This window comes from Aerococcaceae bacterium DSM 111021, from assembly GCA_020112395.1.
Classification (GTDB): domain Bacteria; phylum Bacillota; class Bacilli; order Lactobacillales; family Aerococcaceae; genus Ruoffia.
Window position 1 is genome coordinate 980,480 of the sequence record JACCEK010000001.1, and the last position, 22,497, is coordinate 1,002,976.

General features: G+C 37.4%; 17 protein-coding genes. All 17 read right to left on the minus strand.

Translation table 11 applies throughout. From position 1 onward, the window contains the following. Positions 1–2: 2 nt before the first annotated feature. A complete protein-coding gene (locus HYQ40_04545) occupies positions 3–995 on the minus strand; it encodes a histidinol-phosphate aminotransferase family protein (GenBank protein ID MBZ6527036.1) in 993 nt (330 codons plus the stop codon). Positions 996–1,126: 131 nt separating this feature from the next. Continuing rightward, a complete protein-coding gene (tuf, locus tag HYQ40_04550) occupies positions 1,127–2,311 on the minus strand; it encodes an elongation factor Tu (GenBank protein MBZ6527037.1) in 1,185 nt (394 codons plus the stop codon). A gap of 150 nt (positions 2,312–2,461) precedes the next feature. Then, positions 2,462–4,543 (minus strand): elongation factor G, encoded by a 2,082-nt coding sequence (gene fusA / locus HYQ40_04555; GenBank protein ID MBZ6527038.1) that lies wholly within the window; start codon positions 4,541–4,543, stop codon positions 2,462–2,464. Positions 4,544–4,626: 83 nt separating this feature from the next. Next, positions 4,627–5,097, minus strand: coding sequence for a 30S ribosomal protein S7 (rpsG, locus tag HYQ40_04560; protein MBZ6527039.1), 471 nt, complete (start codon positions 5,095–5,097; stop codon positions 4,627–4,629). Positions 5,098–5,139: 42 nt separating this feature from the next. Then, on the minus strand, positions 5,140–5,550 hold the full coding sequence (rpsL, locus tag HYQ40_04565; GenBank protein ID MBZ6527040.1) for a 30S ribosomal protein S12: 411 nt from the start codon (positions 5,548–5,550) through the stop codon (positions 5,140–5,142). 261 nt (positions 5,551–5,811) lie between these two features. After that, complete coding sequence (locus HYQ40_04570) at positions 5,812–6,099, minus strand: N-acetyltransferase (GenBank protein MBZ6527041.1); 288 nt, start codon at positions 6,097–6,099, stop codon at positions 5,812–5,814. Between the two features lie 93 nt (positions 6,100–6,192). Further along, entirely contained in the window at positions 6,193–7,704 is a 1,512-nt protein-coding gene (gene lysS, locus HYQ40_04575; protein MBZ6527042.1) for a lysine--tRNA ligase, read from the minus strand. A 121-nt stretch (positions 7,705–7,825) separates the two neighbouring features. Then, on the minus strand, positions 7,826–8,695 hold the full coding sequence (gene hslO / locus HYQ40_04580) for an Hsp33 family molecular chaperone HslO (GenBank protein ID MBZ6527043.1): 870 nt from the start codon (positions 8,693–8,695) through the stop codon (positions 7,826–7,828). 208 nt (positions 8,696–8,903) lie between these two features. Then, positions 8,904–10,469 (minus strand): malonate decarboxylase subunit alpha, encoded by a 1,566-nt coding sequence (locus HYQ40_04585; GenBank protein ID MBZ6527044.1) that lies wholly within the window; start codon positions 10,467–10,469, stop codon positions 8,904–8,906. Between the two features lie 94 nt (positions 10,470–10,563). Continuing rightward, complete coding sequence (locus HYQ40_04590; GenBank protein MBZ6527045.1) at positions 10,564–11,535, minus strand: nitronate monooxygenase; 972 nt, start codon at positions 11,533–11,535, stop codon at positions 10,564–10,566. A gap of 102 nt (positions 11,536–11,637) precedes the next feature. Beyond that, positions 11,638–12,585, minus strand: coding sequence for a LysR family transcriptional regulator (locus tag HYQ40_04595; protein MBZ6527046.1), 948 nt, complete (start codon positions 12,583–12,585; stop codon positions 11,638–11,640). Positions 12,586–12,651: 66 nt separating this feature from the next. Continuing rightward, positions 12,652–13,437: an enoyl-CoA hydratase/isomerase family protein gene (locus HYQ40_04600; protein ID MBZ6527047.1), complete on the minus strand. Its 786-nt coding sequence runs from the start codon at positions 13,435–13,437 to the stop codon at positions 12,652–12,654. 37 nt (positions 13,438–13,474) lie between these two features. Beyond that, positions 13,475–14,662: a thiolase family protein gene (locus tag HYQ40_04605; protein MBZ6527048.1), complete on the minus strand. Its 1,188-nt coding sequence runs from the start codon at positions 14,660–14,662 to the stop codon at positions 13,475–13,477. A gap of 29 nt (positions 14,663–14,691) precedes the next feature. Continuing rightward, a complete protein-coding gene (locus HYQ40_04610; protein ID MBZ6527049.1) occupies positions 14,692–16,950 on the minus strand; it encodes an enoyl-CoA hydratase/isomerase family protein in 2,259 nt (752 codons plus the stop codon). 90 nt (positions 16,951–17,040) lie between these two features. Continuing rightward, positions 17,041–18,246, minus strand: coding sequence for an acyl-CoA dehydrogenase family protein (locus HYQ40_04615; protein ID MBZ6527050.1), 1,206 nt, complete (start codon positions 18,244–18,246; stop codon positions 17,041–17,043). 312 nt (positions 18,247–18,558) lie between these two features. Continuing rightward, positions 18,559–20,094, minus strand: a complete 1,536-nt coding sequence (locus HYQ40_04620) for an acyl--CoA ligase (GenBank protein ID MBZ6527051.1) — start codon at positions 20,092–20,094, stop codon at positions 18,559–18,561. A gap of 249 nt (positions 20,095–20,343) precedes the next feature. Beyond that, on the minus strand, positions 20,344–22,467 hold the full coding sequence (locus HYQ40_04625; protein ID MBZ6527052.1) for an ATP-dependent metallopeptidase FtsH/Yme1/Tma family protein: 2,124 nt from the start codon (positions 22,465–22,467) through the stop codon (positions 20,344–20,346). Between the last annotated feature and the right edge of the window lie 30 nt (positions 22,468–22,497).

Consider the following 22,497-nt stretch of genomic DNA (forward strand, 5'->3'; position numbering starts at 1 on the left):
GTTTATTCTGCTCCTTCTATCTCTAACCATGATTGAATGAGTTCATTTAACCGGGAATAATCTTCGTGTTTGATTATAGAATATCGAACTGTATTCTTTAAGTTTTCATCATCGTAGAAGCGACCAACATATCCATTTTTCTCTAAATATCGACCTAATTTCAATGCTTTACCTCCATACGTAAACACAAAATTCGTATGACTTTCATTTACATACATCACATTACTTACTTGATTAAAAGCTTTAACTAACATATCTCGAGCATCTAACTGATAAGTTGCAAATTCATTTACCCAAGCTTCATCTTCTAAAAATACTGTCGCTAGATTCATACCTACATGATCCAATGGATATGGATGATTTATTCGAGTTATTTTATCGTATGTTAAGCCTTGAGCTATAATGATTCCAATTCTTAAACCTGCTAATCCATAAATTTTGCTCATTGTACGAATAATTAAAATATGGTCACCTTGAGGTCGTTTATAGGATTCACCAAATTCAATGTATGCTTCATCTATAACAAAATATCCTTGAATATTTTCCATAGCATCTGCAACTTGTTGTAGCTCTTCTTCACTAAACATCAAACCTGTTGGATTATGTGGATTAGAAAGTATAAATAACGATGGTTTTTCAATATTTATCAATTCAATTATTTTTTGAATTTCAAACGTATAGTCACTTTCACTTTCCACTTCATAAAAAGGTAATTGTAATTGTTCAGCGTAGTCTCTATACATAAAGAAATCGGGTGTAATTGTCATAACACCCTTTTGTCCTAATGTAATAAAAGCTTTTTGAATCCACTCATCTGCACCACTTGCTAATTCAATTTGAGTTGGATCTAAATCATTTTGTTTGGCATATATTTCTTTTAATTGTCCTAATTCAGTATCTGGATACTCTTGAAATTGTGTTCTTTTAAAAACTTCATCCATATATTCTTTTTTGATAGGTGATATCGGACTAGTGTTCCTATTCATAATAATCATCATTCTACCTCTTCTCGTGAAATATATTCTATTATATCACTAATATTTTTAATTGAAATCTAATAATTATTATTGTTTCAACAAAAAAAGCATTCCCAAGGGAATGCTTTTCATTGTTTGTTGTTTTGGAATTATTTGTTAATTGAAATAACAGTTCCAGCACCAACAGTACGTCCACCTTCACGGATAGAGAAACGAGTTCCCTCTTCCATAGCGATTGGGTGAATTAATTCTACAGTGATTGTTACGTTATCTCCAGGCATTACCATTTCAGTTCCTTCTGGTAAGTTGATGATTCCTGTAACATCAGTTGTTGTAAAGTAGAATTGTGGGCGGTAGTTATCGAAGAATGGAGTATGACGTCCACCCTCTTCTTTAGATAATACATAGATCTCAGCCGAGAAAGTAGTATGTGGCGTAATTGATCCAGGTTTAGCTAAGATTTGTCCACGTTCGATGTCATCACGTGTAACACCACGTAATAAAGCACCAATGTTGTCCCCTGCTTCAGCATAGTCTAACATTTTACGGAACATTTCAACACCAGTTACGATTGATTTTTGAGTATCTTTGATACCAACAATTTCAATTTCGTCTCCAACTGTAACTTGTCCACGTTCAACACGTCCTGTTGCAACAGTACCACGACCAGTAATTGAGAATACGTCCTCAACTGGCATCATGAATGGTTTGTCGATTTCACGTTCTGGTTCTGGAATGAATGTATCTACAGCTTCCATTAATTCTAAGATTTTAGCTTCGTAATCAGCGTCGCCTTCTAAAGCTTTTAATGAAGAACCAACGATTACAGGAACATCGTCCCCTGGGTAATCGTATTCTGATAATAAGTCACGAACTTCTAATTCAACAAGTTCTAATAACTCTTCATCATCAACCATATCAGCTTTGTTTAAGTATACTACGAAATGTGGTACACCAACTTGACGTGATAATAAGATATGCTCACGAGTTTGTGGCATTGGACCATCAGCTGCAGATACTACTAAGATAGCACCATCCATTTGAGCAGCTCCAGTGATCATGTTTTTAACGTAGTCCGCATGTCCTGGCGCATCGATATGTGCGTAGTGACGGTTAGCAGTTTCATACTCAATATGTGAAGTATTGATTGTGATTCCACGTTCTTTTTCTTCAGGTGCGTTATCGATTGAAGCATAATCTTGTGCTTCACCGAAACCATTTTTAGCTAAAACTGTTGCGATTGCAGCAGATGTAGTTGTTTTACCGTGGTCAACGTGTCCTAAAGTCCCAATATTAACATGGGGTTTCGTACGTTCAAATTTTTCTTTTCCCATTATGTAATCCTCCTAAAATATATGTAATCTAATTATAGATTATTTTTTAACCTATCGAAATGATTATACCGCGAAAGGAAGGTAAATTCAACCATTTACCTTCCATATATTCACGATAGTAGCAAGCCTTGTGCTTACTATTTTAACGGATTATCTACCGCTATGTTTTTCGATAATTTCTTGTTGAATTGATTTTGGAACAGCTTCATAGTGGTCGAATTGCATAGTAAATGTACCACGACCTTGAGTAGCTGAACGTAAAGTTGTCGCATATCCGAACATTTCAGATAAAGGAATGAATCCTCTAACAATTTGCGCGTTACCACGAGCAGTTGTACCATCGATGTGTCCACGTCTAGAGCTCACGTGTCCCATTACATCTCCTAAGTACTCTTCAGGAACTGTAACTTCTACTAACATCATTGGCTCTAAGATTGCTGGATCAGCTTTCTTAGCTGCTTCACGTAATGCTAATGAAGCTGCAACTTTAAAGGCAGTCTCAGATGAATCGACATCATGGTATGAACCATCGTAAAGCTTAGCTTTAACATCGATTAATTGGAATCCAGCTAATACACCGTTTTCCATTGCATCTTTAAGTCCTGCATCTACTGCTGGGATGAATTCACGAGGAACTGTACCACCAACGATTGCATCTTCGAATTCATATCCGCCACCTTCTTCATTAGGTGAGAATTCAATCCAAACATGTCCGAATTGACCTTTACCACCCGATTGACGAACGAATTTACCTTCAGCTTTAGTTGAAGCACGGAAAGTCTCACGGTATGAAACTTGTGGAGCACCAACAGTAGCTGAAACTTTGAATTCACGTTTTAGACGGTCAACAATGATGTCTAAGTGTAACTCACCCATACCAGCGATGATAGTTTGTCCAGTTTCGTGGTCAGTTGTCGCACGGAAAGTTGGATCTTCTTCAGCTAGTTTAGCTAAGGCTGTAGACATTTTGTCTTGGTCTGCTTTTGAATCTGGTTCAATCGCAACGTTAATAACTGGCTCTGGGAAGTCCATAGATTCAAGGATCACTGGAGCGTTCTCAGCACATAAAGTATCACCAGTAGTTGTATTCTTAAGACCTACCGCAGCAGCGATATCTCCTGAGAATACTTCTGGGATTTCTTCACGTGAATTCGCGTGCATTTGTAAGATACGTCCTACACGCTCACGGTTATCTTTAGTAGCATTCAATACATAAGAACCTGCTGCTAAAGTTCCTGAATATACACGGAAGAATGTTAAACGACCAACGAATGGATCTGTCATAACTTTAAATGCTAATGCAGCAAAGTCTTCAGAGTCATCCGCGTGATGTTCTAGAGTGTCATCCGTTCCAGGGATAGTACCAATAATTGGTGGTACTTCTAAAGGTGATGGTAAGAAATCAATAACACCGTTTAGTAATAATTGAACACCTTTGTTCTTGAATGAAGAACCAACATATACAGGGTAGAACTCAACCGCAACTGTTGCTTTACGGATTGCCGCTTTAAGAGTATCAACATCGATTTCTTCACCTTCAAGGTAAGACATCATAATGTTTTCGTCTAAGTCAGCAACAGCTTCAATTAAGTTAGTACGCCATGTGTTAGCTAAGTCTTTCATGTCTTCTGGGATTTCGATTTCTTCAACGTTTTCCCCTAAGTCATCATGATAGTGGAATGCTTTCATTTCAATTAAGTCAATGATTCCGTTGAAGTTATCTTCGGCACCAATTGGTAATTGAACTGGGTGAGCATTAGCTTCTAAACGAGCATGAAGAGTTTCAGTCGCGTTTAAGAAGTCTGCACCTAGTTTATCCATCTTATTGATATATACAATACGAGGAACACCGTATGTAGTAGCTTGACGCCAAACTGTTTCAGTTTGAGGTTCAACACCTGATTGAGCATCAAGTACAGTTACTGCACCATCAAGTACACGTAATGAACGCTCTACTTCTACAGTAAAGTCCACGTGACCTGGAGTATCAATAATGTTTACGCGGTGGTCATTCCATTGTGCAGTAGTTGCAGCAGATGTAATTGTAATTCCACGCTCTTGTTCTTGTTCCATCCAGTCCATTTGTGATCCACCATCGTGAGTTTCACCGATTTTGTGAATACGTCCTGTATAGTAAAGAATACGCTCTGTAGTAGTTGTCTTACCAGCATCAATATGGGCCATAATACCGATGTTACGCGTTTTATCAAGAGAAAATTCTCTCTTTGCCATTCTATTTTACCCCTCTTTCAAATGTATAATGAGCAATTGTTCTTCGCTTATGCAATTTTTTGCATAAAACAACTAGCAAATTTTTACCAGCGGAAGTGAGCGAAGGCTTTATTAGCTTCAGCCATTTTATGGATGTCTTCACGTTTCTTAACAGAAGCACCTGTATTATTAGCTGCATCCATTAATTCTCGTGCAAGACGAGTTTCCATTGTTTTCTCCCCACGTAAACGTGAGTATTGAGTTAACCAACGGATAGCTAAAGTATAACGACGTTCTGGACGAACTTCAACTGGTACTTGATAGTTAGAACCTCCGACACGACGAGCTTTAACTTCTAACAATGGCATAATATTTTCGATTGCTTGGTCAAATACTTCTAACGGTTCTTGACCTGTTTCTTCACGAATAATATCGAAAGCTGAGTATAAGATTTTAGAAGCTTTTCCACGTTTACCATCAACCATAATACGGTTAATTGTACGTGTAACTAATTTTGAATTGTAAATTGGATCTGCTAATACTTCACGTTTAGCAACATTACCTTTACGAGGCATTCAAACTCCTCCTTTCATAAGGAATTAATTTTATTTTTTAATTTATTTAGGTTTTTTAGTTCCGTATTTAGAACGGCTTTGACGACGATCTGTAACACCAGCAGTATCTAGTGCTCCACGAACGATATGGTAACGTACCCCTGGTAAGTCTTTCACACGTCCTCCACGTAATAACACAACACTATGTTCTTGTAAGTTGTGTCCTTCACCTGGAATATATGCTGTAACTTCCATTAAGTTAGATAAACGAACACGCGCGTATTTACGTAACGCCGAGTTAGGTTTCTTAGGTGTCATAGTACCAACACGTGTACATACACCACGTTTTTGTGGAGACATAGTCGTTGTTGTTTTACGTTTATAACTGTTATATCCAACGTTTAAGGCTGGAGAGTTTGATTTAGTCGTTTTAGCTTTACGAGGCTTATTAACTAATTGATTAATTGTAGGCATGAATTGTCCTCCTCCCGTCTTCTTTTCTTAGTCCACACTTCCAAGTGTGTCATTTTAAAGTAAAAATTCAATTAAACAACATCCCTGTTGTTTAAGGTAAGAGTTTTAAAGCAGTCAGCACGACTGATGACCAGGTATCTGTCATTAAAACACCTTAGGTATAGTATCATGAGGATTTGTTTTCGTCAATAGTATTGAGCAATTTTTTTAAAAATAATCCGGCTATCTGATTAATTCCTGCAGATAGTCGGATTATTTTGTTTATTTATCAGCATTGATGAAATCATATTTTTCTGGTTCATCTCGAAACTTTCTTACAACATAGGGACAAGTCGCTTTAATTTTCTTACCTTCTTTGTCCATTGTAGAAACTAATTCATCTACTAGTTTACCTGCAATACCTTGCCCTCTTAGAGATGGGTCAGTATATGTATGGTCAGCGATTACCACTTGATCGTTTGATGAACTAGGTGGAAATGTAATTTCTGCCAGCATCTTATTTGATTCATCGCGATAAACAATTGCGTTACCTTCACGTTTAAACTCCATTAAATCGCCTCCTTGATATCTATACTAATAGTTTATCACGGATAGTTGAATTAACTAAATTTAATGCTTTTGGGTATCAAGTAAGTATAAACTCTAGTTGTTACGTAATGTTGGGAATAATAATACATCACGGATTGATTGTGCATTCGTTAATAACATAACTAAACGGTCAATTCCGATTCCTAATCCACCAGTTGGTGGCATACCATATTCTAATGACTCTAAGAAATCCTCATCAACTGGATGCGCTTCGTCGTTTCCTTGATCTTTCTCATCCATCTGAGCTTCAAACCGCTCACGTTGATCGATTGGATCTGTTAACTCTGTAAAGGCATTCCCATATTCATGTCCAGCAATAAAGAGTTCGAATCGATCTGTAAATCTTGGATCTTCTTGATTTTTACGTGCTAATGGCGAAATTTCAACTGGGTGGCCGTAAACAAATGTTGGTTGAACTATTGTATCCTCACACTTATCTTCAAAGAAATTATTAATAATGTGACCAATAGTTGTGTCATGATCATTAACTGTTACGTGATGTTCTTTAGCTAGTGCTTTCGCTTCTTCGTATGTCATTTCTTGCCAGAAGTCTACATCTGTTGTGTCTTTAATGATATCTACCATATGTACACGACGCCAATTAGTCTCTAAGTCAATTGTTTGGCCATTATACTCAACAATACCTGAACCTAATACTTTATTAGCAACATGTTTAATTAATGACTCTGTTAAGTCCATTACGTCTGTATAGATACTATAAGCTGTATACACTTCTAACATAGTAAATTCCGGGTTATGTGTTGTATCAACACCTTCATTACGGAATACACGCCCAATTTCGTATACACGTTCAAATCCACCTACTACAAGACGTTTTAGATGTAACTCTAAAGCGATACGTAAGTAAAGTTCCATATCTAATGCATTATGGTGTGTAATAAATGGTCTAGCGTTCGCTCCACCCGCTAAATTATGTAAAACAGGTGTCTCTACTTCCATATATCCATGATCATCTAAGTAGCGACGGATTTCAGATATAATCTGTGAACGATTAACAAAACGCTCACGGCTCTCATCATTACTAATTAAATCTAAGTAACGTTGACGGTAACGTTGCTCAACGTTTGATAATCCATGATATTTATCTGGTAACGGGCGTAAAGCTTTTGTTAAAGGTGTGAATGATGTTGCACGGACTGACAATTCACCTGTATTTGTTTTGAATAAATATCCTTCAACACCAACAATATCACCTAAATCGGCTTGTTTGTACCATTCATAGCTCTCTTCACCAATCATATCTTTACGTACATAAAGTTGAATACGACCTTTCATATCTTGGATATGTGCAAATCCAGCCTTACCTTTACCACGTTTTGAAACCATACGACCTGCTACTTTAACGTTAATATTTTCAGCTTCTGCTAATTCTTCTTTTTCAAGATGATCGAATTCACTTACGATAGCTGTTGAATAGTGTGTTCTTTCAAATCCCGCATCAAATGGATTTACACTATCTGATTCTGACATCGATGTCATTTTCTCACGACGAACTACCAATTGGTCATTTAGTTCTTCATGTGTTTGTTCTTGATTATCACTCACGACGTTCACTCCTTATTCCTTAATTACTGCTCTTGAAAATTAAAGCACATATACCAAATAAAAACAACGATTGTATCCATTATTCTATTCTTATACTGCGCATCTTATCTTTGTTTTAGTCTTAATCTAGCAATGCATTCAATTCTTCTTCACTGAAGTTGTATGTCTCGTTACAATAGTGACATACAACTTCTGCTCCATGATCTTCATCAATTAACTCTTGAATATCATCATTTCCTAACAGTTGTATCCCATCAGAGAATCGTTCTTTCGTACAATGACAATTAAAATTTACATCTAGGTAATCTAATATCTTAGAATTATGTTCCCCAACTAATCTATCTAGTAATTGTTCTACAGTTAGACCGCTATTTAATAGATCAGATACCCGACCTAAATTATTAATTTTATCTTCTAAAGCAGAAATAGTTTCTTCTGTTGCCCCTGGCATGACTTGAATCATAAAGCCGCCGGCTTGTGCAACAATATCCCCTTTATCAACTAAAACACTTAGTCCAATAGATGAAGGCGTTTGTTCTGACACCGCCATATAATAGGTAAAGTCTTCTGCAAGCTCCCCACTGATTAATGGCACTTGGCCTGTGTAAGGTTCGTAGTTTTCAATTTGTTTACTTACTTTTAAGAACCCTGGTAAGCCTACGGCACCTTTGACATCAATTTTGCCTTCTTCATTTGAATCTAAGGCAACTTGTGGGTTATTTACAAAACCTCTCAAGTTCATTTTTGCATCACTTGTCGCTAGGATTCGACCTATTGGTCCTTCCCCTGTGATATCTGCAGTTATTTGGTCATTCCCTTTTAAATTCGCAGCGAGTAAGGCTGTCCCAATTAAAGTTCTCCCTAATGCAGCTGTTGCAGTGCGCCAAGTATCGTGACGTCTTCTTGCTTCTTCAACTGTATTTTTCGCATCAATCACATACACTTTAACTTGCCCATCAAAGGCAAGCGCACGTAATAATTTATCAGTCATATGTTCATTCCTCCATGAAAATTCCATGTTGCATTATAATGTATTACCTTTTTATTTTCAACTAACATATAATAACACACATTCTTTAGTGAAATCATCATCAAAAGGTCTTTTCTCACTTTCACATATCTTACCACCAAGTCAGTGAAAATACACACAGAATAGAACAAAGCTCTCCAAGTTTTCACTTGTAAGAGCTTTGTTTTATTTATTCTTTTATATAGTCTCTTAAATTCCATGATTTACTGTAGTAACTTGAGTCAATCTTTTTCAGTTTGTCTGAAATCAGAGGTTCAAACTCCATCCAATCTAAGATATCTTTTTCTAAGTCCAGTCCTTGAGCAATTTCAGTTAGCACAAGTTTTGAATCTTTATTAATTTCAAATACAGCTCTGTCCGTCACAATGATGATTTCTTTGCCATTAGCAATGGCTTCCTTACTTGAGAAAGTAATATATGACAAGTCTGATTTAAACTTCTTATCGACACCTGCGTGATTAATGACTAGTTGTCCATTCTCTACGCTAGTTTCCCCTTTAACAGTAAAGGTTCCAATAAAGATTATTTTTGAAGCACTTGCTGAAATATCGATCATACCACCTGGACCAATGAGCATATCTCCAATTTGTGTAGTATTCATATTCCCATTAACATCCATCTGACCAAAGCCCAACACAGTTGTATCTACGCCACCCCCGTGATAATAATCAAACATATCTAATGTATTGATAATCGCATCTGCATTATAGTTCGTACCATAATTATAATCTGAGGCTGTCATTCCACCGATTGCACCTAAGTCTGTGTTCAGAGTGAACTGTTCTAATAGATCGGCCTCATTAATTAACCGTGACACTTTATCTGCCATTCCAACGCCAATATTGATAAAACTGTTTGGCTTTAACTCTCGCACCGCCCGTCTTGCGATTACTGTTTTGTTATCGAGGGGTAACTTCCGACTCTTCACTTTTGGTGTTCTAATTTCATTGGATAAGAGCGGACTATACTGGGTCATAAAGGTTTGTTGATGGTATTCTGGTTTAGCTTTTACAACATAATCAACAAGTACACCTGGTACGTCAACTTCTTTAGGTGGAAGCGTTCCAGTTGCTACGACGTCCTCAACTTGAGCAATGACAATTCCACCTGCGTTCTTCGCTGCCATCGCAAGCGTCAGTGCTTCGAGTTTCAAGGGTTCATGAGTAAAGGCTAAGTTCCCTTTTGGATCTGCATAAGTCGCTTTAATAAAAGTCACATTGATGGGTAAAGGTTTAAAATACAACCATTCCTCCCCATTCACTTCCGTAACTTCTACCAATTCTCCGGCTGCTTTTGCACGATCATTAATGCGTCCCCCATCTTGGCGAGGGTCTACAAAGGTTCCAATACCTACTTTACTCCACACACCCGGTCCTTTGGCTGCAGCATCTCGGTAGAGTTTACCAATCACTCCTTGTGGAATCATATATAATTCATACTGATTTGCGAGAGCGGCTTTTGCTGATAAGGGCGCTCCACTCATATGAGTTCCGATAAAACGTTTTAGTAAACCGGGTTCAAGTAAGTAATCCATCCCCGTTCCTTCACCGCGACTCATTCCTGCCACAGCTAATAAAGTAACGTCTTTTGGGTGTTGATTTTCTTTGTAGTAGGCGCCTAGTTCTTTTAATAACTCTTCTGGCATACCTCCTAAACCATAGGTCGTTGTCGCAATCTGAGCCTGATCTGGAACATATTGCATCACATCTTTTACTGAGATTTCTTTTGTATCCATCTATACACCTCTTATATTGTTGATAAAAAAGTAGACTCAGTGTTTGCCACTCAGTCTACTCAATGAATTTTTATTTAGTTGACCTTTAATTCGCTTAATTTGAATTTAATTGTGTCATTCGTGTGTGGACTTGATCAAAGTCTTCGAGCATTTCAGTGAAGATATCCGATACCGGCTTAATCTCGTGTACTCGACCAATGCCTTGTCCCATACTTAATTGTGATCCATCGATATCTCCATTTTGCATCGCTTCATAAGAGCGTCTACCTGAAATTAATGGCATCAATTCTTCTAAAGTTGCTCCATTCGCTTCTGCTTTAAGAATATCTTGAGCCATCTTATTATTAGCTACGCGCATCGCATTGCGGAGTGACTTCATTGTTAAGACTGTCCCATACTCTGGAACGGATAATAACGCTTGGCGATATGCATCAGATGCATTCACTTCAGGCGTCGCAAGGAATCGAGTTGACATTAACACACCGTCCACCCCTAAAGCCATGGCCGCATACATACTTTTACCATCAACAATTCCACCTGCCGCAAGAACAGGTACATCTAACTCTTCAGCGGCTTTTGCCCAAAGAATTTGACCACTAACTTGATCTAAGCCTGGATGACCGCCGCCTTCTGCTCCAACCATTGTTATGATATCCGCCCCGTCAGATTGAGCGGCTAAAGCGTGTCGAATTGACGTCACTTTATGAATGACTATGATCCCAGCATCTTTCAGTGGTTTAATAAATTTGTCTGGTCTTTGTCCTGAGGTTTCAACAACCGGTACCTTTTCATCAATTAATACTTGAATATAATCATTAATTACCGCCGGCATCACAACTTCTGGCACTAAAGAAATATTAAAAGCAAAAGGTTTATCGGTTAAGCTACGCATTTTTCGAATCTCTTCTCGCAAGGCATCAACATCTGGAAAAGCCATCGCTGGTACAATTCCCAATCCACCTGCGTTAGATACTGCTGACGCTAACTCTGCTAGCGACATATATTGCATGGCTCCTTGAATAATTGGGTACTTAATGTTTAATAGTTCAGTGACTCTTGTTTGCATCGAATCATCTCTCCTTCAAATTTCGATGATGATAGAGCGATGATTTTAAACAAATAACAAACTATTTTCTATTAAGTTTTGTTACCCATTCCTAGCTCATATCTAATCATCTAATAAAAAATCGTATTTTAATGTGTCATTTTCAAAATGAAAATTATTATATATAGATTGAAAAACAAAATCTTCCACTTTAGAATAATGCTGCTTCTTCTCTCGCATTAATGTTGGGATATACGGAATTGGATCCTCAAAACGCTTTTCTACTACACCGATTTGATTCAGCCTTGAAATAAACATACTAAAGTAGACTGTTGGTAAAAGAGCGATTAATTCGTTGTAGATCACTGTTTCTATCATATAATCCCACGAACTTGAGGTAAATAATTGCTTTGCTGTACTATTATTTTCTTTTAATTTGTCTTCAACAAAATAATATACAGCATCTTTTTTGTTATAGGTTACATAATGATAGCTGTCTAAGTGGTTCCATTTTAATAAACGTTTTGTAACGAGTGGATGCTCGGGTCCCATAAAGGCCACAACTTCAGTTCGAACTAAGGGGTGCACTTCATAATTAGACGTATCAAAATCTTTCGGTGGAGCTAGAACTGCGATATGAATCACATTATCTTCTAGCATTTGTTGTAACTCATTCGTACCTGCTTCAACAATTTCGATATGTGCATCTGGATTCTCAATCAGAAAGCGAGGAATAAACTTATTGAAGAAGAATCGTAAATACGTTGGGTGAATCCCAATTTTAATCGTCCCTTTTTGGAATAAAGATTCCCTTTCGATGACATGCTCAAGGCCATTATATTGATTTAATACTTTTAGTGCGGATTGATACACATGCATTCCCGAATCAGATACATTCACGATTCGCCCATTTTTTCGATTGAATAAAGAAACTCCCTGTTGATGTTCAAAGTTTTTAATAAACTGACTCAACGCTGACTGAGAAACAAATAAATTCTCAGCCGCGACAGTCAGGTTACAATCTGATTGTACAATTTCTACAAAATATTGCATTTGACTAATTTCCATCATTCTAAGCACCTCAAATTCTTAATATTTCTGAATAGTATTGTATGCTTACAGTGTATCACAGCAATACTAATTCCCTTTGAATTTTGGTTGCCTTTTACTTAAAAATGCTGCAACCGCTTCAGAATGATCATCACTTAACGAACTAGCCCTCATATACTTCGCTTCTAAAAGGTTCGTATCATCCATTTGAGGATATAAGATGCTCGCTAATAAAGCTTTTTGGTATGCTAATGTTTGAGTCGGTCCATGAGCTAGCTTTTGTGCTAATGCTTGGGCTTCATCAAGTAAATCTTCATCTGCAACTTTACTATAAGCGAGGCCATATTCGACTGCCAATTCCGCATTAATTGGTTCATTCAACATAATATGTTTCATCGTTCGGTATGATCCTAAAGCTTGTTGTAAATTGTACATCAACCCAGTATCTCCCGGGAAAGCCATATTAATAAACGCCGTAAGTAAGCGACTCTGAGTCCCCATCACAATGAAATCACATGATAATGCGAGTCCTAAGCCTGCTCCTGCAGCCACACCATTAATGGCTGCAATCACGGGTTTTGAATTTTGTCGGATACTTCGAACCATTTCTCCTGTTTTAAGGACACCGTCTTCTGGTATTCCTTGTCCGGTATCAATGAGGTGTTGGAAGTATTTAACATCTCCTCCTGCACAGAAATACTTGCCTGCTCCTGTTAAGATAACCGCCTTTACTTCTGGATTTTGATCGATATCTACCATTACATCAATAATTTCTTGATATGTCGTTTCTGAAAAAGCATTTCCATACTCTTCTCGATTAATTGTAACGGTCGCGACTTGGTTCTCTATTGTGTATAGAATCGTTTGATACATTACTTATCTCCTTACTTTCATTAATTAAGGTTTAGTACTAATGAATATATTCAAAAATACCTGCAGCACCCATACCGGCTCCGATACACATTGATACCATTCCATATTTCGAATCTTTACGTTTACCCATCTCAGCTAATAAGCGTGATGTCAGCACTGCTCCGGTTGCACCCAGTGGATGTCCTAAAGCAATTGCTCCTCCGTTAACGTTTGTAATATCTGTGTTTATTCCTAATTCACGAATTGAAGCTAGCGCTTGAGAAGCAAAGGCTTCGTTTAATTCGATTAAGTCCAAATCTTCTAGTTTTAAGCCCGTTAATTCTAAAACTTCTGGAATAGCATAGGCTGGTCCGATCCCCATATATTTCGGATCGACCCCTACAGCTTTATAACCAACAAAGCGGGCGATTGGCTTCACGCCTAATTCTTTTACCTTTTCGCCTGACATGATGACAACAAAACTTGCGCCGTCACTTACTTGCGATGATGTTCCTGCAGTGACAGATCCGTCTGCTTTAAAGATTGTTCTTAGTTTCCCTAAAGTTTCAGTTGTTGATTCTGGACGAATTCCTTCATCTTTGTCGAATTTTACCTCTTTAACTTGAGGTCCATTTTTTGTGTATTCAACTTTATGTGTTGTTACGGGGATGATTTCATCATCAAAGCGTCCTTCTGTTTGTGCAGCATGTGCACGTTGATGACTTTGCACTCCAAATTCATCCTGATCTTCTCGAGTGACATTATATTTAGTTGCGACATTTTCAGCAGTGAGTCCCATTGGATACGAAACACCTGAATCTTCTGCTTGTAGTGTAGGGTTGTTTGTTACTTCATTGCCTCCCATTGGGACTGAACTCATGAACTCAACTCCACCTGCTACCAATACTTCTGATTGACCAGCCATAATGGCATTTGCAGCAATGGCAATCGTTTGTAATCCTGATGAGCAGTAACGGTTCACTGTCTGTCCTGCAACAGAGTAAGGTAATCCTGCTCTTAAAGCAATCGTACGAGCAAAATTCATACCTTGAATTCCTTCTGGGAAGGCACAACCAACAATCACATCTTCGATAAGCGCTGGATCAAAGTCGCCATCAACACGATCGATGACACCCTTTAATACTTCAGCTGCAATATCATCTGGACGGTCGTTGGCAAGGGCTCCATTCGCTTTTCCTTTTCCAATAGCCGAACGTCCATAAGCAACGATATAAGCATCTTGCATAATTAATTCATTCCTTTCAAGTTTCCGTATTAATTTCTTAACGGTTTACGCGTTTGTAACATATGCGAAATTCGTTCGAATGTCTTTTGATTTTTACTTAATTTTAGGAAATGTAGTTTCTCAAGATGTTGTAACCATTCTTGATTAACATAGGTTCCTTCTGGGAGCTCTCCACCTGTCATTACATCTGCAATCGCCAGTCCTAACTCCATGTCATAATCACTAATAAAGTGTCCTAGGCGCATTGAATCTAATTGCCCTTCGACCACTGCTTTAAAGTTTGTTCCTAAGGCTGGGAAGTTAACTTTTGTTCTTTGAATGTAATTTACTTTAGTTAAATAAGTTAATTTCTCAATGGCTACGTCCACAACTTTATCCGCATTCATAATAATGTCATCTGACCCTCTTAAGTAATATTTACGACGGGCTTCATAAGCACTCATTGAAACATCTCCAGATGCAATACGTGTAATAACTGCACCTAAAGTCTTCATCTTACTTGCTTTTTGCTCGTCTCGAGTCATTACGCGTTCTGTTAATTCTGCTAGGCCACCGCCACCAGGAATAAGTCCTACACCGACTTCAACTAAACCGATATAACTTTCTGCCGCTGCTACAACATAAGGAGAGGCTAACATTAGTTCGGCTCCACCACCTAAAGCGCGTCCTCTAACTGCTGTAACAATCGGTTTACTACTGTAGCGAACGCGGTTCACTGCTTCATGTAACTCGCTTATTGTTTTACCTATTAAAGTATCGACTTCCTCGAGTTCAATGGCTTTCTTCATCATATTCAAGTTAGCTCCCGGACTAAAATGTGGTCCATCCGAGTAAATAACCATTCCAGAATAATGACCTGACTCTAACTCGTCTACAGCTTTTATCAGCCCTTTTGTTAGTCCTTCATCAATGGTGTTGTTTGGTGTATGGAACTTGAATAATAATTGATCTGTGTTTATTACACTTAATGTTGTATCGTCATCTTTCCAAATTTCTTTCTCTATACGATCTTCAATCGGTGTAATATTTTCAAGTACATCGCCTTCCTTATAGAAGCTTTCTGTTCTATTTGCTACCCATTCAGGTAATTCACCCACTTCGGCTTGGATTCTTTCTTTTACACGGTCAAAGCCCATTAAATCCCACAGTTGAAAAGGTCCGACTTTCCAGTTAAAGCCCCAAACCATTGCCCGGTCAATGTCTTTATAATCATTTGCCGCTTTTGGAACATTATTTGCCGCATAGAAAAATGTGCTTCTCAATGTTTCCCATAAGAATTTACCCGCCTTGTCTTCTGCTTTAAAGATAACATCTAAGTTTTCTTTTAAGTCACGTCCAAAATGAGATAATATTTCTAATTGAGGTTTGCTTGGCTCGACGTACTCCATAGTTTCGGGATCTAATACTAGACGTTTACGTCCTTCTTTTTTGTAGAATCCATAACCTGCTTTATTTCCCAAAGCTCCTTTTTCTAATAGTTTTGGTAAAAGCGATGAGTTGTTGAAGTAAGGTTGCTCACTAGGATCTTTCATTAATCCACCTACAACAAAGGCAGCAATATCATTTCCGACTAAGTCTGATAAACCATAAGTTCCTGTTCGAGGTCTTCCAATTGCTTTACCTGTTAAAGCATCCACCTCAACAATTGATAAGCCGTCACGCTCTGCACGGTACATAATGTCTGCCATCGCATGTGTTCCTGTTCTATTGGCGATAAAGGCTGGGACATCATTAGCAATCACAACACCCTTTCCTAAGACATCTTCTGAGAATTGTTTAACTACTTCTACCGTTTCTTCAGATGTATTCTTCGTTGGAATAATTTCTAATAATTTCATATAGCGCGGTGGATTGAAGAAATGCATCCCTAAGAAACGTTCTTGTTCGCCGCTTTCGAACACTTTAGCAATTGCTTCAATTGGGATTCCAGATGTATTTGTTGCTAGAATTGCTTCTTCTTTAGCGACCTGTTTAATCTTTGTCCAAATATCGTGCTTGATTTTAATATCTTCTTTAACAGCTTCAATAAAGATATCTGAATCTGATGGTTCCACTAAATCATCGGCAAAATTTCCATAAGATAAGTTCCCTTCGAAATTCAAATCATATAACATCGATTTCTTTTTGTTTGTAATTCTGTCATAACCCGCTTTAGATAGTTTATTACGATTTTCTTCGTCAATTACAACGTCTAATAATTGCACTTTAATCCCTGCATTTACAAGTAGGGCTGCAATTTGACTTCCCATGACACCTGCACCTAATACGGTTGCTTTTCTAATTGTCATTATTATTTCCCTCCAAAATATATCGTTTTACTTTAAAAGTGACTCAGCCATTTCCAAATTTGTTTGGAAATGACTGTCTCTTGATAAATATTAGTTAAATGCTGATTGTCCAGTCATTGCTCGTCCAATTACTAAGGCATTAATTTCGTGTGTACCCTCATATGTATAAACAGCTTCTGCATCAGAGAAGAATCTTGCGATATCGTAATCGACAACAATTCCGTTCCCCCCACAAATTCCTCGACCCATTGCTACAGTCTCACGTAAGCGAAGAGCATTAATCATCTTACCTACTGAAGTAACGATTTCGTTGTAGTCACCATTCTCTTGTTGGCGAGCAATTTGTGAACAAAGGGCCATGGCAGATGTTACGTTTGCTTGCATCATCGCTAATTTCTCTTGAACTAATTGGTAATTTGAGATGTCTTTTCCAAATTGTTTACGTTCAGTTACATATTTAAGGGTTGCTTGAAGTGCTCCTGCCATCGCTCCTGTTGCCATGAAAGCTACGCCTGCACGAGTTGAGTAAAGAACTTTAGCAATATCTTTGAAACTATTGATGTTTTGTAGGCGATCACTTTCATCTACTACGACATCTTTTAAGTGAATATTTGCGTTTGGTACAATACGAAGTGCAATTTTATTTTCAATAATGTCAATGTCTAATCCTTCTTGACCTGCTTTGACGATAAAGCATTTTGGTTTGTTTGTTTCTTCGTCTCTTGCATAAACTGGAATCAAGTCAGCGACTGATGCGCCACCAATCCAACGTTTAGCTCCATTAAGAATCCATTTGTCACCTTCACGACGTGCTGTCGTATCTAAGCCCCAAGCAACGTCAGATCCATGATCAGGTTCTGTTAAAGCGAAGCAAGTACGTAATTCATGACTCGCTAATTTAGGGACATATTTTTGAACTTGTTCTGGACTACCTCCAAATAAGAATGAATTAAACCCTAAGCCCGAGTGAACTCCAATTAAAGTATTTAATGATACGTCAAATCTCGACATAGCAAAGGCAAAGAAAAATTGGAATAATTGACTCGTTTGTTTCTTACCTTCTCGACCTTCGAATAATAAGGGGTTTGTATAGTATCCTAATTTACCGATATCTTCAAAAAACCCTTCTGGCACTTCAGCATCAACCCAAGCTTGATTAACTACTGGACGATACTTTGTTTCTAGCAGTTCCACTAATTGTCTTAAAAACTCAACTTCTCCATCTGTTAAACCTTCGCTAATGTTTAAAATATCCTCAGGGAATAATTGTTTTAATACTTCTTTTCTGTTGTCCATTTTTAATTGCCTCCTAAAATTTTCAATAACATTTATTACTTACACAAAAATGATAACGTTTACAATTCATATAATACGCTGTTAACTGGACCCCGTGAAATAACGGAACCTTATCTTATACATTAGAATGCTTAATAAAGAGGCGTATTATTATTTTTGCTCATTTAAACGGTTGAGTTATTAGCACAACTAATAACATTCATAAGAACTACATGGGTAAACGGCTGTCCTGAGCGGAAGTTTATCATTGTGTATTATGTAAACTTAATAGACAGCATAAAAAATCCCGACTATTCAGCCGGGACTTCAACCTTAAATATTCAATTCATCAGCTATTGTTGATTTTGCATAGTCATTCATCATCTTCCCTAATTCTAGACGATCTGGCTTTCCAACAGAGTTTACTGGAATTTCATCAATCTCTAAGTATAGTTTTGGTACTTTATAACCTGCAAGGTTTTTCAAGCAGTATTCATCTAAGACTTCTCTGTAATTATCTGAACCGAGGGCTTCTTTATTCAGCATGATAGCCGCAGATACAGATTCACCAAATTTAGGATGTTCATATCCTAAGACAATTGCCGAGCGAATTAGAGGATGTTGACTTAGAATCGCTTCGACTTCTGATGGCAACACGTTTTCTCCACCTGTAATAATTAATTCTTTCAGGCGGTTAACTATAGTAATCTCACCTAATTCATTAATAAAGCCCATGTCTCCTGTTCTAAAGAAGCCATCATGGAAGGCTTTTTCATTTTCTTCTGGTAAATTCCAGTAGCCTGGTGTGACATTTTTACCTTTAACGAGTAATTCTCCGATGTCTCCCACTGGGACTTCTTCTAAATCTTCATTAACAATTTTCGCTTCAACAAACATCAGCGCTTGTCCAATTGATTGTGGATTGTTCACTGCATATTCGTATTTATTAAAGGTTAATAATGGTGCTTCAGTTAAACCATAGGCATTAATAATAATTTTACCCATTTGTTGGAACACTTTTTGAACTGCTGGTAAAGGAGGTGAACCCCCAGAAACAAGTAGTTCAATATTCATAACATTCTCAGGTTTAAATTCCGGATGGGCGATAATGGCATAGTACATCGTTGGGATTAAAACTAGAACAGTCGGTTCATACTTCACGATCCAATCATTAATGGTTTCATGATTGAAGTATCTTTCTAATACGATTGTTCCTCCAACCATTAACATCGGAATGACAATATCAATAAAACCTAAGATATGGAACATAGGCGCACTCGCAATTGTTTTCCAATCACTCGTCATATTCCAAGATAAGTTTTGATTAAAACCATTATTTAAGTAACTTTCATGCGTGTGTATAACACCTTTCGGTCTACCCGTTGATCCACTCGTATAAATTAACATGGCGATGTCTTGTAAGTCTAAATTAACACTTTCAAAAGGTGTATAATTCTCAAGATTCACGATTTCATTATATTCTGGTCCATCTACATTATATTTAATAAATTCCTGCGGAACTTCAGTCAGTCGTTCAAGATGATTAGTTGCGTAAACGATATATTCTAAACCAGCATCTTTAACTACTTTTCCAATTTCGATCGGTTTTAATCTCCAATTAAGTGGAACAAAAACAGCCCCAATTTTTATCGCAGCCAACAGAAAATCAATAATGGCAATATCATTCGGGACAAAGGTACCAATACGGTCTCCTCGTTTAATTCCTTCATTCTCCACTAAATGTCGTGCTAACATTTCAGCACGTTGATTTAGTTGTTCATAAGTAAATTCCGTTTGTTTAATAGGATCAATTACAGCCACCTTGTCAGGTGTGTCAATCGCACGCGTTTTTATCCAATCCAAATTCATTGTCTTATTCTCCTTAGACTTTAAATTTGTAAACGCTATCATTTTTTGTTACTTTCATTCTACTAAAGATAATCGATTTGTCTAGTGTTTTATTGCTTATTATAAAGTTTTATATGTATTTCACTCTCAAATTTGCCACATTCTTTCGTTAGAAACCTCAACATATCAGTCTTTTTATAAATATATTTCTAAATTAAAACAAACAAAAAAATCGACTACCCAAAAAGGATAATCGATTTCTTTCATGACTTATAAATCTCTGTCTTGATTAATGTGAGAATTTCTTTCTTCTGTGTCATCAGATGGTACTTCATCTGGTTCAACATAAGTTGTCTCTTCTTCAGCACGATCATACACATCTGAATGATTTTCATCATCTTTTGCTTTTTCTTTCGCATCTTTGAAGCTATCAGGTTCATCTGGTAATTCTGGTTTATCCTTTGAATCTGTATCTTCAGGCGCAGGCATTTGGCCAGTTTCGAATAAAGATTTGATCGCTCTTTGGTCTAATGTTTCAATTTCTAATAATTTTTCAGCAATTGTATTTAATTGCTCTCGGTGTTCGTTAATAATCTCGTGTGCTTCTGTTAACGCCATATCAATAATACGTCGAATTTCAGAATCGATTTCGTAAGCAATTTGCTCAGAATATGTCACATTTTGACCATATTGACGTCCAGCGAATGGTTTTTGATTTCCTTCATACTGAACCGTTCCTAATTTTTCAGACATACCATACTCAGTAATCATTGAACGAACAATTTGAGTAGCTTGTTGGAAGTCATTGCTTGCTCCAGTAGATTGGTGATTAAACACAATCTCTTCAGCAGCACGTCCACCAAGTAAACCGACAACTTGTTCATATAATTCTTTCTCAGTAATAATATATTGATCTTCTTTAGGAAGCATAATCGCATACCCACCAGCACGTCCACGAGGTACAATGGTAACTTTATGAACTACGCGCGCATCACTTAATACCATTCCAACAATCGTATGTCCCGCTTCGTGATATGCAACGGTTTCGCGTTGTTTCACTGACATTTCACGATTTGTCTTAGCTGGCCCAGCAATCACACGATCATGTGCTTCATCAATATCAGCTGCATGAATCATTTTATGATCCACACGTGCAGCAATTAATGCCGCTTCGTTTAATAGGTTTTCTAAGTCAGCTCCAGAGAAACCTGGTGTTTGTTGCGCGATAACTTTCAAGTCCACATCGTTAGCTAATTGCTTGTTACGAGAATGAACAAGTAGTATTTCTTCACGACCTTTTACATCTGGGTTCCCAACAAGAATCTGTCTATCAAAACGACCGGGACGAAGTAAAGCAGGGTCTAATACGTCAGAACGGTTTGTTGCCGCCATAACGATAATACCTTCATTACCTTCGAATCCGTCCATTTCAACAAGTAATTGGTTAAGTGTTTGTTCACGTTCATCGTGACCTCCACCCATACCAGCTCCACGTTGACGACCTACAGCATCAATCTCATCAATAAAGATAATTGATGGTGCATTTTTCTTGGCATTTTCGAATAAATCTCTTACACGACTCGCTCCCACTCCAACAAACATCTCAACAAATTCTGAACCTGAGATACTATAGAATGGTACACCCGCTTCACCAGCAACAGCCTTAGCTAATAACGTCTTACCTGTACCTGGAGGTCCTTCTAATAGAACACCAGCTGGAATACGTGCACCAAGCTTTGTGAATCGATCTGGATCTTTTAAGAATTCTACAACTTCGACTAATTCTTGTTTTTCTTCTTCTGCACCAGCAACATCAGAGAAACGAACTTTAATGTTTTGTTTTGAAACGTCTTTTGATTTAGACTTTCCAAAGTTCATTACACCTTTTCCGCCACCTGATCCTTGTTGTGTCATAGAATAGATCAAGAAAAATGTTGGGATTAATAAGATTAAGAATGGTAAAAAGCTTAACCATAATCCTGCACTAGATTCCGGTATTGTCTGAATTTTTGTATCATTTTCTAAAGCAATATCCGTTACCATATTCAATGTTGCGTCATTACCTAGAACAGTGGTCTCAAATAAACTTACTTCATTAGATCCTTGAATAACTTGTAGGAAGTTATCTTCTTCCTGTTCAACCGTTTCATTTGGTGTACGATACTCACCTCGTACTGTATATGCTCCTGACCCTATTTGAATGTCAAATGTTTCAATATTTCCACTTTCCAATTCACTGATAAATTCAGATGATGATATCTCTTCAGTTTGCCCAGCATAACCTAAGTTACCTGAGAAGACTTGAAACATACCAACTATAGCTAAAAATATAAGGATATAGGGTAAGGTTCCCCGAAAGAAATTACGATTTGGGTTTGGATTTCGATTATTCATCTATCTATCTCCTCCTTACTTACATATTAT